We start from the raw sequence: 14,580 nt of genomic DNA on the forward strand, positions 1-14,580 counted from the left end.
TTAGGAGCCGTTAATTTTCCATTAGATCTTTCCGTAGTACCATCTTGTTTATAGAAAGTTTACGGCTTCCTTAAGTTGAATTTCATTTTGTGGATCCTACTTTTTTAATGACAGTTTGTCAAAGTTCTTCCTGAAACGCTTCGTGTGTAGTTCTCCAATTTTTAAACATTTTCTAGGTCTATTGTTGATGAGTGATAATGCATTTTCTAGTTCTGCATCTAAGACTTTAGCCAAATCGGTTTTCTTAGGGAGAAACTCTCGTAATAAACCATTTGCATTCTCATTGCTACCACGCTGCCATGAAGAATAAGGTTCCACAAAATATACCTGAATGTTATTTTCTGCTGCCTCTATGGAACAAGCTATTCGAACACTGCATGAACGATTACCCGATGGTGCATTTCAAACCGCCACAGTAGATAGAGGCAAAGAATTCGCTACAAGCGTAGACTAAATTATGGACGTACGTATTGGTAAATGGTCTCCAGAACTAGCGAACATCAAACTTGTATATTTATTATGTCTATTGGGAAAAGTAAAGACCATATTTAATGATAACGAAAAACTTAACATATTAAGGGTGACAAATGTGTATGCAAAACGTTTTTTCACAGGGAGTTTTATTTTACTGCTTTTTTTGCTTATTAAAAATCCGATTTATGCAGAGGACAATATCTATGAACAGCGAATGGCTTTATTTAAGAAAACCGAAGCATTGACGCAAATTCCGTGGTATTATTTTGCTGCAATGGATAACTATGAACGAAACAAAAAACAGCATGCAAATGATGAAAAAATTATATCCATCGAATTCTCTCCTGAATTATGGTATGGATTAGGAAATGCCTCCATGATTAATGATGAGCTTCTGATTGACTTTTTTCACGGCCAAGGTCGAGACGGAAATGGTGATCAAAAAGCTGATCCAAACAATCCAGAAGATGTTCTCTATACTATTGCTAATTATATGCTTCAATATGGGCAAACGAAAGAAGATATAAAAATTGCCTTATGGAATTTTTATAATCGAGATCTATCGGTGCAAACAATCATGAATACAGCAAAAGTATTCCAAACCTATCAAGAAATAAATTTAACGGATCGCGATTTTCCAGTAGACACTTCCTATAATTATAGTTATCGAAGTACTTGGGGTGATCGTAGAGGGTTTGGCGGCTTACGAATACATGAGGGAACCGATATATTTGCTGATTATGGCACTCCTGTCAAATCAACAACCTATGGAGTTATTGAAATGATGGGGTGGAATTTATATGGCGGTTGGCGAATTGGCATTCGTGATATTTATAATATTTATCATTATTATGCCCATATGAGTGGGTATAAAGAAGATATCCAAGTAGGAAAAGTAGTGAAGCCAGGAGATGTACTAGGCAGTGTTGGTTCAACAGGGTACGGCCCGCCGGGAACATCGGGTAAATTCCCCCCCCATCTTCATTATGGAATGTATAAGGACAACGGACATAGTGAATGGTCATTCGACCCCTATCCATACTTGAAAAAATGGGAACGAATGGCAAAACAAAAAGAGTAAATATTTAAACCAAGCTACTATCGAAACATGAATGAGGCTGGGACAAAACCCCACTAAATTAAAAAAATAAGCGTGGTACTCACCATCATAAAAGGTGAAGGTACCACGCTTATTTTTTGTTTAATATTCTTTTTAAAGTAAACAAAAAGGACACCATCTGATAAAATTAAAGTACCTACACAATAACTATCGGAGGTGTCCTTATGTTTAAACATTATACCATGAATCAAGTCATTTTACCGCTAGATTTAGAAATAAAATTACAAGAAAATGATATCGCCTATGCCGTGAATGATATAGTAGAACAAATTCCAGATGAAGCATTTGCTGATTTCTTACATGAAACGGGTTGTCCTGCTTATCATCCACGAATGATGATGAAGATTATTTTGTGTGCCTACACGCAATCTGTTTTTTCTGGTAGGAAGATTGAAGCGTTACTCAAAGATAGTGTGCGTATGATGTGGTTAGCACAAGCATATGAACCTAGTTATCGCACTATCAATCGTTTTCGTGTGAATGAAGAAGTCAAAGAACTATTACGCCAGTGTTTCGTACAATTTCGCTGTCAGCTCGTTCAGGAGAAACTTATTGAAGAAGAAGCGATTTTTATTGATGGAACCAAAATAGAAGCGAATGCCAATAAGTTTACGTTTGTATGGCGTAAAGCGATTGAAAAATATAGTGCTAATTTGGTAGAAAAATCCAACCAAATGTACGATGAATTATTAGAAAACCAAATTATTCCGGAAATAGAACGAGAAAGTCTGGAGGAACTATCTACCGAAGAACTCACAAAAATAGTCGAAAAGCTAGATGAGAAAATTGAAGAATATGACAAAAGAATAGAAGCGAGTGAAGATGTAAGCAAACGGAAACAGCTTCGTTCAGAGCGCAAAGCACCAAAAAAACACCACAAACATTTCAAGGATTATTTAAAACGTAAACAGAAATACCAAGATGACATGGTAATCTTCGGAGAACGCAACAGTTATTCGAAGACGGACCATGATGCCACGTTTATGCGAATGAAAGATGATTATATGAAGAATGGCCAACTGAAAGCAGGTTATAATGTTCAGCTTGCGACAGAAGGACAATTTGCGCTCGCTTATGATGTATTTCCAAATCCAACAGATACACGCACGTTCGTTCCTTTTCTAGATAAAATCGAGAAAAGTTTCTTTGAGTTACCTAACTATATCGTCGCTGACGCAGGCTATGGAAGTGAACAAAACTATGAAGATGTCATCGAGAATCGAAAACGTATCCCGCTGATTACGTATAACCAATATCGAAAAGAGAAGAAAAAGAAATACAAGAATGACGCTTTTAATGTAGCGAATTGGGAATATCATGAAGAAGACGATTCGATTACCTGCCCAAATGATAAACAATTAACATTCCGCTACCTATCTAATCGAACAGATAAATACGGATTTACACGAACATTTAAAGTTTATGAATGTGAGGACTGTTTCGATTGCCCGTTGCGTTCCTTATGTACAAAAGCGAAAGAAGGAAATCATCGAAAAGTTTATTATAACGAAAAATGGGAACAACAAAAAGAATATGTAAGACAACAGCTTTCGAATAAAGAAACTGGTGAAATCTACGGAAAACGTAAAACTGATGTAGAGCCAGTCTTCGGATTTTTGAAGGCTAACTTGCGCTTCACTCGAATGTCAGTGAGGGGCAAAGAGAAAGTAGAAAATGAATTAGGTTTTGCATTCATGGCGGTGAACTTGAGGAAGTATATCGCTATGAACAGAAGCCAAACAATCGATAATGGAAATAATCCAACAAAAAATGGTTCCAATCATCAAAAACCGATGATCGGAACCATTTTTATTTATTCTCGGCTAGTTTTGTCCCAGCCTCTTTCCCAGGTTTATTTTATTATTTAATTATTCTGTTTTTTCCCGCGATTTTTTTACAGCATATGTTATACTCGCTGACAATCCTCCCCAAATAACAAGCATTCCCAGAACCATAACGATAATCGCACTAGTACTCATGTCATTTTGCCTCCTTTTTTGCTGACGAATGACTTGCTTCACTTACTGAGCGCCATTTAGGAATAGACAACAGAAGTCCAATTACAAGTGCTCCAGCAGCCACAAACCATCCGGCGTATAAAATAAATGCATCCGGGTAACCTGAATAATTCCCTGTTGGTGTATCAAAAAGTTTCATCATATTTAGTCGGAACAAATCGTATAGCATATAACCAAGTACTACTGGTGTAATCACATTTATACTTAACGGGAACCACCAACCAAGCTTAATATCCGATATTGCATCTGCATGGTCCCGTAAATTTTTAACTAATCGTAAAATCCATGCGACTAATATTACTTCAACTAAACCAAGTAACGCAACACCAAATTGATTAATAAAATAATCTACTGTATCCAGGAAATACAATCCGCCTTGCGTTGCATAAAGCAAAGAAACAATAGCAGCTAATCCTCCACCAAATAAGACCGATTTTCCTCGAGATATTTTAAATTTATCAGATAAGCCTGCAACATAGGTTTCGGTTAGGGACAATAATGAAGTTACTCCGGCTAAAACGAGTGAGGCAAAAAACAAAAAACCAAATAGTCCATTCAATCCAGGAAATTCATTTATAATAGCTGGAAATACGACAAATGCAAGTCCTACACCGTCAGAGACAACCTCATCTACGGCTACTCCTGATTGTGTAGCCATAAAGCCAAGTACGGAAAAAACTCCAATCCCCGCAAGCAATTCAAAACTTGAATTTCCAAATCCAGTTATAAACGCATTGTTAGTAATATCTGATTTTTCAGGCAAATAACTAGAATAAGTGATCATAATCGCAAACGCAATTGATAAACTAAAAAAGATTTGACCATAAGCAGCTACCCAGACTTCCCCTGATAAAATACTACTAAAATCAGGCTGGAAGAATGCTTGAAGACCTTCCAAGGCGCCAGGAAGTGTAATAGCACGAACAACGATAATTAAAAAAATAAACGCTAATAATGGAATGAAAATACGATTGGCAATTTCTATTCCTTTTTTCACACCCCTATATAAGATAAATAAGACGATTGCCCAAACCGCTATTAATGGTAACAGAACTCCAGGAACCATGCTCCCTATCTGCCCCGCATCAACTGTATTATTTAAATAATCTTTAAATAAAAAGCCCTCCGTATCCGAACCCCAACTTAAATTGACAGAGAAAATCGCATACGATATTGCCCAGGCAATAATAACAGAATAGTAAGTGGAAATTATAAACGCAACGAATACTGCCCACCAACCAATAAATTCTGTTTTTTTGTTCATTTTTTTGTATGTCAGCGGACCAGAACCGCGGTACTTATGACCCATGGTGAATTCCATAATTAATATTGGAATACCTGCAGTTAATAATGCAAATAAATAAGGGATAAAAAAAGCTCCTCCACCATTTTCATACGCCACCGCTGGAAAACGCCAAATATTTCCTAACCCAACAGCAGACCCTATTGCCGCCAAAATAAATCCAGCTCTTGTTCCCCATTGAGAACGAGTTTCCATTCTTTAACCTCCTTTTCCTTTTATTGTTAATTAATGAAAATTTTTGAAAGGTTTACTCTTTTCAGATATTTATGGTTGTATTATAACGGCACTTTTATCTTATGTCAAAATATTTTAATATCAAAACTAATTAATAAATTAACTATAGTTATCCCAAGGTAAAAACGAATATAAATACCTACACATTAAAAGAGGCTGGGACATAACGAAAATAGCTGATTAAAAAACGAACAATAAATCGTCCTTGTACTATAAGTAAAGTATAAAATTTTAGGCTTTATCTCGCATGTAAGGTGTCGTAAGACTCCCACTTCAAAATCTTGAGTTGATAAAAAGGTCTAAGTGGGAGAAAACGGCACCTAAATGCCCGATTCGTTTAAAGGCCTTTAGGTCATACCCTTGCGGTACTAACATTCCGTGTAAAAAGCATTCTACTGAATGAAGTTTCACTTTATCGTATAAGAAAAACAAACCGAACAATTCATTTACAATTGTTCGGTTTTTGCTATTTCGTATTTACTTATGTCCCAGCCTCGTTTTAATGCTTTGCTTTTGTAGTTCTTAAAAAATGTGTTAGGATTGCAAAACCAATAATAATAGCCATCGTCACAAGCAACGGTAAGACAATTTGACTAGTAAATCCTATAATTAAATAACCTACAGCTGCAGCTAAAGCTGAGAGAATGGCATATGGAAGCTGGGTCATCACGTGATCAATATGATTTGCTCCTGCCCCCGTTGAGGATAAAATAGTCGTATCAGAAATTGGAGTACAATGATCACCAAATACTGCACCAGCAAGCACAGCTGCCATGGATGGCAACAGCATCTCCATATCTGTAATTGCTGTTACTTCAACTGCTATCGGCAGCATAATACCAAACGTTCCCCATGATGTACCTGTAGCAAGCGCCATAAAGCCAGCAATGATAAAAAATAAAAAGGGTAAAAAAGCTGGGTTTAAGGATGAGTTATTTACAATACCAGCTAAATACTCGCCTGTTTTTAATTCTCCAATTATCGAGCCGATAACCCAAGCTAACAACAAAATATAAATAGCAGGGAGCATGGTTTTCATACCTTCGAGTATAATCTTCACTGTTGAATTGCTTTGTCCGGCTTGTCTAATATGAAACAAATAACAAGTAATAACGGCAACTGCTCCACCAAAAAATAGCGAAAGATTGACATTCGTATTAGCAAATATGGTCAAGATGCTGATATCACCTTCTGCAGCCATTGCCCCAGTAATCATCATGGAAGAAACAGTTGCAATAATTAGTACTGCAATCGGGACTAACAAATGATAAATTCTTCCGTTTTTATTTGGCGTAAAAATATCACTTAAATCTCCAGATACATTGTTTTTATTGGGACCAATCAAATCACCGGTTTCCATTGCCCTTGTTTCATGCTTTTGCATTGGGCCTAAATCCATTTTTAAGTAAGCAACTAAAAATACACTAATAATTGCACCTATTGCATAAAAATTAAAAGGAATCATTTTAATAAAAGCTTCTAAAGGTTCAAGTGAAGTTACTCCATTTGCAGCAAATATCCCGCCCATAGTACCAATAATGTAAGCACCCCAACTGGAAATGGGAGATACAACAGTTACCGGTGCTGAAGTGGAATCAATAATATATGCAAGTTTTGCTCGTGAAATTTTATGTCGATCCGTTAATGGCCGAGCTATTTGGCCAACTGCTAAACTATTAAAATAATCATCAATGAAAATGATAACTCCTAATAATGCACTCATTGCTTGTGCGCCACTTCGGCTTTTCACTCGTTTGATCATCCAATCACCAAATGCGCGACTTCCACCAGACGCTTGTAAGAATGCTGTCATAATACCAAGCAATAATAAAAATGATAATAACAATATATTGCCAATATTAAGTGTGTTATCAGAAATAAAAAGCGAATAAAATTGAACAACAATTTCTTTTATTGCTTCCCATATTCCAAAATCGTGAATGAGTATTGCTCCAACTACAATTCCTGTTCCTAACGATAATAATACATTTCTCGTTAATAAAACGAGCACCAGCATTAGAACTGCTGGAATAAGCGAATAAATCGTACCTTCCATTAATGTTACCTCCACTATAGTTGTTGGCAATAAGGCAGGGAAACATACTGTTAGGGGAAATGGGTGAAGGAAATGAGAATAGGATTTGCTTTTACATTAGAAAAACTTGGCTTGTCGCCAAGTCTTTATGGCGAAAGTTATCGTTTTTCTTATACGATAAACCATAAAGTTTTATACTTTCCAATAGTATAAAAAAGACAATGATAGAAAATAACCTATCATTGTCTTTACAATATACGTTATCCTCCATTTCGATCAGTAGTTCTCCATGCATATTGCTGTTTGCATGACAGTATACTCCTTATTCAAAAGTATACCAGCTATAATAAGTTCGACACTTATTACGCTTCGGCAATAAATCCTTTCATCTAACTTCATCGTTATCATCCTCAGTCAGACTACTAATATCCATTGCGCCTCTACCTCACCGATCTGATAAGGTGTTATTTATTTTATTTAGCAAAGTATATTATAACAAACCATTAATCATTATTCAAGCTGTCTTTTGGGACGGAGATGTTTGGCCCTCTTTCTCCATCACCACCAAAAAATTCTGGTACGTCTCCCATAATCACACGTGAATCCACATAAACTTTTGTACTTATTTCAGCGGTTTCTGTTGTAAATGGAACAACAATCTGTACATTAACTGTAACAGGGATATATATTTCTATTAATGCTGCATTAATGCCAAAATCCCTCATAATATATTCTACATCTGATTGAATACTTCCTACTATTTCAAAATGTACAGGAATCTTGGGACCCAGATTTGCCAGAATTGTACTTCCCGTTGCTTGACCAATTGGGATCTCGACAACAGTCGGATCTTTATCCGCTAAATCATTTGCTGTATCTCCATAATCTTGTGGTGGCATTTCCGGGTCATCGGTATCCAACGTTTTTCCTTTATTCATCCCATATAAAAAGTACTCCGCTCTTTTAGTAGCAGCTCTCAACGCCCGATTCACTGCAGCTGATTTCCAACCAACAATGGAGACATTGTTTTCCGTATTTATTTCCATCAAATCATCAAAGCTAATATTTTCCGTTGATTTGACTGCTTCATTAATTGTTCTTGTTGCAAACTCCTTTGTCTTTTGATTCGCTATATCCATTAAAGGTGGAGTAATGCCTTTATCAACAATGATAATGCTAAGGGAGGTCAAAATAACAAAGGCTATTGTCGTCATGAACAATATTACTTTAACAGGAGAACTGGTTTGCAAATGCAATCTTGGCCGTCTTTTCATGAAAAATACCTCCTCAAAACAAATCTATGCTTGTTTTCAGAAGGTTAGAATTGAATTTTACTCCTATCTTATTTACCATATTTTATAAATAAATAGCGTTCTAGAACTCACTTTAATTTCTTAGAAGTTTTCTATAACCAATTACCATTAACCTCTTCTATTCTCTCCCTTTAAATTCTTGGGACGCTTAGATACGGGATAAGACGTATATGTCTGTTAATAAGCTATTACTGCCTAAGCAATCAACATTAGCGCATCCTTTCCGATCATCCCTACTTTCCATCCATGTTCCCTTGCAGATTCGGTAATTTTTTCTAATGGTGCATGCAATAATTCATCGATCGTACGAACTCCAACCGCCCTACCAGCTACAATCTTTCTGTCAGCCAGTTTTTCATTTAGCAAGTCAATATCTAAAGCTGCACACATAATATATCCGACTTCATTGGCAATGATTAATAAGTCTGTCTTTGGCAATTCTACACAAATCGCAGTAAAAAACATTCCTTCTACTTCTAAAGGATTTACCGTTATCATTCGTAAAAGGCCTCCTTTATCGCTTCTGCCTTATCTATATGCAAACAGAGGCCTTATCGTCACTAATCTATTTATTTGAATACGCTCGTATTAATGTTTCAGCTAAAATATCCCTTAAAAATTCTGGCAAATAATAGTTTTTCACTCGTGATCTTGCAACTTCCGGCAATAGTCGTCCAAATGTAAACGTATCAGCTGTAGCTATGGTATACGTTTGATCAGACTTTAATGGATATTTTTCTTCCAGATAGGCTTGTTTAACAAAAACTTCACCGTTCTTTAATCGTTCCATACATAAGCTCAATCCAGAAAAAGCCATTTTACCTATTATTTTCCCTCGAAAACCAAACCCTTTTAATTTTAATTCAATAAACTCTTTTGAGAATGAAGAACGAATAGTTTCCAGCAATTCTCTCCCTGTCAATTCAACCACACACGTATTGATAGGGTGTGGACATATTCTATGAATATCACCATAAGTTACTACACCAGATGGCAAACTTTCCAGCAACAGCCCCGCATTAAGCATGGAACAATCTGCATTTGTTTGTTGTTTAATGGAATCAGTTAAAGCTTGTAAAACAGGAGTTTCTTTTCGCCAATCGACTTCGAGTGTTTCAGGTAATCGCACAACAGGTTTAGCTAATATACGTTCTGCTTCTTGTTGATAGGTTGTAAGGATCTCCTCTGTTTGGGGGTCTTTCGGCAAGTGGGTAATATTCGTCGTATACGCCTCTTTATGCACTAATTTACCTTGCTCATGATCCCAGGTTAAGATAACCTCACCAACAAAATGACAGTGTTTTCCTGCAGCAGTAAGTAATGTATTATTTACCATCTCACCTTTGCGTAAGAAATGGTGGGTATGTCCACCAATAATAACATCAATATCCGGAAATCGCTTTGCTATTTCCTGATCTTCACTATAGCCAAGGTGAGATAACAGCACAATAATATCTGCTTGCTGCTTTATTTTTCCAATCATTTGTTCCAATTGTTCATAAGGAGGTGATACATACCAATCAAGCAATTGATAATAATCATTAAATGGAGCAGTAAGTCCAATTACTCCAATTTTAACTCCATGCACAGATGTTAATACGACACTCGGATTTAACCAATCTGGTTTCTCATTGTTCATACTGTGCAAGTTTGCACACACTACCTCAAAGGAAGCCTCATCATATAAATGGACCAAATCATCATGTGAGATTGTAATACCTTCATTATTTCCTAATGTTACTACATCATAGCCGGCTTCGTTCATTAACTGCACATTTGCTGTTCCCTTAAAGGCTTCAGCAATTGGATGCATTCGATCAATATGATCACCAATATCTACAATCCAACAAGATTTTCCCATCGATTGACAACTCTTTTTTGCTTCTTTTAAATAACAAGAAACTTGAGACCAATTATCAAAATTACTATGTAAATCGTTTGTGTAATAGAAATATATATGCTCTTTCATTTTGATTATGCTCCTTATACCAGCCCTTGAAAAATCATTCGAATACCAATTATAATTAATAAAATCCGCAAAATCCATTCAAGTGCTTTGCCGGTCAAACGCTGGTTCACGATTGCTCCAAGCTTGCCACCAATCCATGCTCCAGGGATAAAAAAGAAAACATACTTCCACACAATATGCCCCAGCACTATATGTGTCCCGGCTCCAATCAAGCTGATGAAAAAAATCATAAACATAGACGTTGCAGTGGCGATATGGGCAGGTATCCCAAATAGCAGTATCATAGATGGTACCATAATGGATCCTCCGCCAATGCCCAATAAGCCTGATAACATACCAACCCCTAAGGAAAGAAAAAAGCCTATTGTAACAGAAACTTTATAATAATAAGTAGTTCCATGTAATGAAAAACTACGTACACCTTTTGCATCTTCCTTGAATACCCGAGTTGGCTCTTTTCGTTTCATTAACAAAACCAACGAAATACCTATCATAACAAAGCCGAAGTAAAGCAGAAATTGTTCCGTTGCAATAAATTGATTTAACCAGGAACCTATTATTCCGCCTGGTATGCTACCGGACAATAATATCAGTCCAGTCTTATAATCAATCCGGTTATTTTTCCAATAAGCAAAACTTGAAGATAGTGCAGTAAAAACCATTGACACTAAGGAAATGCCGACAATTGCTTGCGGGGTTGCCCAACCAAACCCATCAAAAATCTGAGACAAAAATAGCAAGCTAGGAATAAGAACAATTCCTCCGCCCAATCCCATTAGAGAACCAACAAAAGCAGTTATAATTCCAATCAAAAAGCAAACTACAACAACCAAAATATATCCCTTCCGTCCAAACAGTGATACGTTCTCATCTATAATAGTAGCATTGTTCTTCACCAATGGATATCTAAAATTATTTTTTAACACAACATTTACAATCTAATATAAGTTAAAAACTGTAAATAAACCCCGTTAATGACGTGTCAAATTAAGATATACGTTTATAAAATGAATCAGTGGGGGTTTTCTTTTATCCCCCACTGATTGATAGAATGAACAGAATTAGGCATTGACTTGCAGTTGGATCGCACGCTATTTTCCTCCTGAGTTTCATCCCGTGCATTGAAGGGCAGGTCTTACTGCCAGTTACAGCGGGATAAATATAACAATTACATACTGACCAGTTAGTATCTTTTGGGCGTAATTTAAATTTCCCATTATCAAAAGCAATGTAGCCTATTTATTTCAAAATCCCTTGTAAGAAAATTTTACGATATACTCTAATAAGCTCGTCTGCTGTTACTTCTCCATCTGGATCGAACCAATTATAACTATAGTTAGTTAAACCTAAAATTCCAAAAGTAACCATATCAACACGTAAATCGTTTCTAAACTCCCCGCTTTTAACACCATTTCGCACAATCGTTTCAATATTCCAGCGAAATTGTTTCCGTTTCTGTTTCATACTGTCCATATTTTCAATAATTAAATGCCGCATTTCCCGAAAGAAAACTCGTCCATTGGTACCTTTATCTTTAATATCGTAAATTAATAGTGCAATGATGGCTTTAAGCTTTTCTTGATTTGTCAATGGCTGTTGAATGATTTGCTGTTGCCTCTCTATTAAATCAGCAATGTAAGTAGAATGAATTTCCATTAACAATTGCTCTTTACTATTAAAATAGTAATAAAATGTTCCTTTGGTTACACGTAACTAATCAACGATATTTTGGATAGACGTTTGGCTAAACCCCTTGCTTTAAAATAGTTGAACGCTTGTCTCAATGATTTTATGCCTGATATTTTACGCTCCGCTCTATATAATCTAACTAATGTATCATAATTGCTAATCAGAATCTATCTTTGTTTAGAGGGCATGAGCGCCACCATCAACTGTTAAAATATCTCCTGTGACATAATCAGAAGCATGGGATGCTAAAAAAACTGCAGCACCTTTTAAATCCGTTTCATTCCCTAACCGATTTAATGGTGTTCGATTGAGTATCATATTTTCTGCTTTTTCCATAAGAGCTTGAGACATCTTGGTCGGAAAGAAACCTGGCGCAATTGCATTTACATGAATATTATATTGTCCCCATTTAACAGCTAAATCTTTCGTAAACGTAATAATTGCTCCTTTGCTTGTATTGTACCCAATGGTTTGCATAAAAGACGGTGTTCCTCCGAATCCAGCAATGGAAGCAATATTAATTATTTTTCCACACCTCTGGGAAATCATTACTTTGCCAACCGCCTGACTCATCAGAAAGGTTCCTTTCACATTAACATTCATCACTTTCTCCCATGCCGAAACTGGCATTTCTTCTACCGGAGCTGCCCAGGTAGCGCCACTATTATTAACTAATATATCTATTGTTTTGAAAGAAGCTACCGTCTTTTTAACTACTTCTTCCACATTTTCTGGATTTGTTACATCACAAGCTAATCCAAGTGTTTCCACTTTATATGTCTTTAACTTATTAGCCATCTGTCTACAGGCAGATTGATCTCTGGAACAGATCACAATATTTGCACCTGCTTCAGCCAATGCTTCCGCAATTTGAGCCCCTACTCCTCTAGATCCGCCAGTAACAATTGCAGTTTTTTTTGTTAAATGAAACAAGTCCAAAACGCTCATTAACAGCTCTCCCTTTGTAAACTCAACTTTGGTACTTCTTAATTTCTAATTTTGCATTTTGACATCTATGAACTTCATCCGAACTATCCGCGATTCTCAACGTACGCGCATTTGCATAAAAATGTGTTAACGGAAAATCCTCACTAAACCTGCTGCACCAAAAAGTTGAATCGTACGCCAATAACGTGTTAAGCAATATTTGGTGCAATTATTTTGTCATTGTAAATTCCGGTCTTGCCTGCTTATTTCAATCGTATCCATCATATAAGCTCTTTTAATGTCAATAGCGTAGCTCATCTCTAAATTCAGCAATCCATTTCCAATTTACTCCAAGTTTAGCTAACGATTTCCCACATGATTTTCGTTGCATAGAACGTTATATCAATTATTGTAAAGCCTGGTCAACAGCACCAATAAGCCATTAATTACTCTTTGAGCTATATGACTTTTCGAAATATGAAAAATCTAACTTCATGACTCCTATGAGCATAATTTTTACGTTTTTAAACACGTTTATTTTGTTAAAGCAGACAAGTACATCCAACATACCAACCGGTTAGTATGTTTAGTATACAGATAATTATAATAATAAACAATTTTTTATAATTATTTAAATCATGAAACGATAAAAGAAACTACCCTCTCAAATCTTTATAAAAAAATTACGACTTACAATAAGTAAATACATATTTGTTCTTCACCACATTATTTTTAGATTTAGACTTCGTACATTTTTATTTGAAATGTACCATTAAAAAACTCAAGAGACAGATTCACTTTAATCTCTTGAGTTAATACTTATATTAAGAATTATACTTTCAGTAACTTCTCTATTTCTTTTTCAAACGTTTTAGGCTCTTCTGATGGTTCAAATCGTTTTTCAACCTTTCCTTCTTTATCAATTAAAAATTTAGTAAAATTCCATTTGATTGAATCTCCTACTAACCACTGTGGATATTCTGAAGAAATCTTCATTTTTAATAATTTTTCTGCCATATTTGTTTCATCAAAGCCACGAAATGGTGCCTTTTGTTTTAAATAGTTAAATAGCGGATGCTCATCTGCACCATTGACATCAATCTTTCCCATCATGGGAAAAGTCACACCATAATTTGCTCGGCAAAATTCTGCCGCTCCTTCACTGGAATTCGGCTCTTGCTCTGCAAATTGATTACATGGAAAACCGATTATTTCAAATCCTTGTTGATAATACTTATTATAAAGTTCTTGCAACTGTTCAAATTGATAGGTGAACTGACATTTACTAGCCGTATTAACAATTAAAAGGGCCTTTCCTTGGAAATAGGATAAAGGGATTTTTTCTCCATTTCGTTTCTCAACAGCAAATTGGTAGACGGTCATTATTATCTCCTTCTCTTCATAAATATTGTTTTTTATCTATTAAAATTAATGATTACGTCGAATATTATATACTTTAACGTAAAACCAGGTTGTTCCGCTCCCTAACTTATAGTAC

12 protein-coding genes, 3 pseudogenes and 1 riboswitch are annotated in these 14,580 nt (G+C 35.8%); of the genes and pseudogenes, 3 read left to right on the forward strand and 12 right to left on the reverse strand.

What is annotated here, in order from left to right:
- Window positions 1–118: 118 nt before the first annotated feature.
- Window positions 119–336, reverse strand: a pseudogene (locus BN1066_RS01325) (IS30 family transposase); the annotation flags it as partial.
- Window positions 337–340: 4 nt separating this feature from the next.
- On the opposite strand from BN1066_RS01325, the pseudogene BN1066_RS21130 reads away from it, so the two are divergent.
- The 3 genes and pseudogenes from BN1066_RS21130 to BN1066_RS01335 all read left to right on the forward strand — a co-directional run.
- A pseudogene (locus BN1066_RS21130) lies at window positions 341–439 on the forward strand (IS30 family transposase); the annotation flags it as partial.
- Window positions 440–589: 150 nt separating this feature from the next.
- Complete coding sequence (locus BN1066_RS01330) at window positions 590–1,555, forward strand: M23 family metallopeptidase (RefSeq protein WP_425445262.1); 966 nt, start codon at window positions 590–592, stop codon at window positions 1,553–1,555.
- 203 nt (window positions 1,556–1,758) lie between these two features.
- Window positions 1,759–3,462 (forward strand): IS1182 family transposase, encoded by a 1,704-nt coding sequence (locus BN1066_RS01335; RefSeq protein ID WP_077317727.1) that lies wholly within the window; start codon window positions 1,759–1,761, stop codon window positions 3,460–3,462.
- Here BN1066_RS01335 and BN1066_RS01340 read toward each other — a convergent pair whose 3' ends face one another.
- From BN1066_RS01340 to BN1066_RS01385, 11 genes and pseudogenes are all read right to left on the reverse strand, one after another.
- Complete coding sequence (locus tag BN1066_RS01340; RefSeq protein ID WP_077317728.1) at window positions 3,463–3,573, reverse strand: methionine/alanine import family NSS transporter small subunit; 111 nt, start codon at window positions 3,571–3,573, stop codon at window positions 3,463–3,465.
- A gap of 1 nt (window position 3,574) precedes the next feature.
- The gene (locus BN1066_RS01345) at window positions 3,575–5,110 is read right to left on the reverse strand and encodes a sodium-dependent transporter (protein WP_077317729.1); all 1,536 of its coding nucleotides are present in this window, start codon (window positions 5,108–5,110) and stop codon (window positions 3,575–3,577) included.
- Between the two features lie 538 nt (window positions 5,111–5,648).
- The gene (locus BN1066_RS01350; protein ID WP_077317730.1) at window positions 5,649–7,205 is read right to left on the reverse strand and encodes a Na+/H+ antiporter NhaC family protein; all 1,557 of its coding nucleotides are present in this window, start codon (window positions 7,203–7,205) and stop codon (window positions 5,649–5,651) included.
- 251 nt (window positions 7,206–7,456) lie between these two features.
- Window positions 7,457–7,635: riboswitch (Lysine riboswitch) on the reverse strand.
- A gap of 52 nt (window positions 7,636–7,687) precedes the next feature.
- Window positions 7,688–8,458 (reverse strand): sporulation protein YunB, encoded by a 771-nt coding sequence (yunB, locus tag BN1066_RS01355; protein WP_077317731.1) that lies wholly within the window; start codon window positions 8,456–8,458, stop codon window positions 7,688–7,690.
- 234 nt (window positions 8,459–8,692) lie between these two features.
- The gene (locus tag BN1066_RS01360) at window positions 8,693–8,995 is read right to left on the reverse strand and encodes a YunC family protein (protein ID WP_077317732.1); all 303 of its coding nucleotides are present in this window, start codon (window positions 8,993–8,995) and stop codon (window positions 8,693–8,695) included.
- A 67-nt stretch (window positions 8,996–9,062) separates the two neighbouring features.
- Window positions 9,063–10,466 carry a bifunctional metallophosphatase/5'-nucleotidase gene (locus tag BN1066_RS01365; RefSeq protein WP_077317733.1) on the reverse strand — a complete coding sequence of 468 codons (1,404 nt, stop codon included), beginning with the start codon at window positions 10,464–10,466 and terminating at the stop codon, window positions 9,063–9,065.
- A 14-nt stretch (window positions 10,467–10,480) separates the two neighbouring features.
- A complete protein-coding gene (locus BN1066_RS01370; RefSeq protein WP_077317734.1) occupies window positions 10,481–11,299 on the reverse strand; it encodes a sulfite exporter TauE/SafE family protein in 819 nt (272 codons plus the stop codon).
- A gap of 406 nt (window positions 11,300–11,705) precedes the next feature.
- Window positions 11,706–12,122 (reverse strand): TetR-type transcription factor C-terminal domain-containing protein, encoded by a 417-nt coding sequence (locus tag BN1066_RS01375; RefSeq protein WP_342745584.1) that lies wholly within the window; start codon window positions 12,120–12,122, stop codon window positions 11,706–11,708.
- Window positions 12,120–12,173, reverse strand: a pseudogene (locus BN1066_RS21085) (TetR family transcriptional regulator); the annotation flags it as partial. The pseudogene BN1066_RS21085 and the gene BN1066_RS01375, both read right to left, overlap by 3 nt.
- Window positions 12,174–12,332: 159 nt before the next feature.
- Window positions 12,333–13,103, reverse strand: coding sequence for an SDR family oxidoreductase (locus BN1066_RS01380; RefSeq protein WP_077317735.1), 771 nt, complete (start codon window positions 13,101–13,103; stop codon window positions 12,333–12,335).
- A gap of 810 nt (window positions 13,104–13,913) precedes the next feature.
- Window positions 13,914–14,465 (reverse strand): glutathione peroxidase, encoded by a 552-nt coding sequence (locus BN1066_RS01385; RefSeq protein ID WP_077317736.1) that lies wholly within the window; start codon window positions 14,463–14,465, stop codon window positions 13,914–13,916.
- Window positions 14,466–14,580 lie beyond the last annotated feature (115 nt).

This window comes from Virgibacillus proomii (assembly GCF_900162615.1).
GTDB classification, from domain to species: Bacteria; Bacillota; Bacilli; order Bacillales; family Amphibacillaceae; genus Virgibacillus; species Virgibacillus proomii.

Coding starts and splice junctions, on each gene's coding strand:
- BN1066_RS01350 (WP_077317730.1), bottom strand. CDS start 7,205: ATGGAAGGTACGATTTATTCGCTTATTCCAGCAGTTCTAATGCTGGTG.
- yunB (WP_077317731.1), bottom strand. CDS start 8,458: ATGAAAAGACGGCCAAGATTGCATTTGCAAACCAGTTCTCCTGTTAAA.
- BN1066_RS01360 (WP_077317732.1), bottom strand. CDS start 8,995: ATGATAACGGTAAATCCTTTAGAAGTAGAAGGAATGTTTTTTACTGCG.
- BN1066_RS01365 (WP_077317733.1), bottom strand. CDS start 10,466: ATGAAAGAGCATATATATTTCTATTACACAAACGATTTACATAGTAAT.
- BN1066_RS01335 (WP_077317727.1), top strand. CDS start 1,759: ATGTTTAAACATTATACCATGAATCAAGTCATTTTACCGCTAGATTTA.
- BN1066_RS01345 (WP_077317729.1), bottom strand. CDS start 5,110: ATGGAAACTCGTTCTCAATGGGGAACAAGAGCTGGATTTATTTTGGCG.
- BN1066_RS01385 (WP_077317736.1), bottom strand. CDS start 14,465: ATGACCGTCTACCAATTTGCTGTTGAGAAACGAAATGGAGAAAAAATC.
- BN1066_RS01340 (WP_077317728.1), bottom strand. CDS start 3,573: ATGAGTACTAGTGCGATTATCGTTATGGTTCTGGGAATGCTTGTTATT.
- BN1066_RS01375 (WP_342745584.1), bottom strand. CDS start 12,122: ATGGAAATTCATTCTACTTACATTGCTGATTTAATAGAGAGGCAACAG.
- BN1066_RS01380 (WP_077317735.1), bottom strand. CDS start 13,103: ATGAGCGTTTTGGACTTGTTTCATTTAACAAAAAAAACTGCAATTGTT.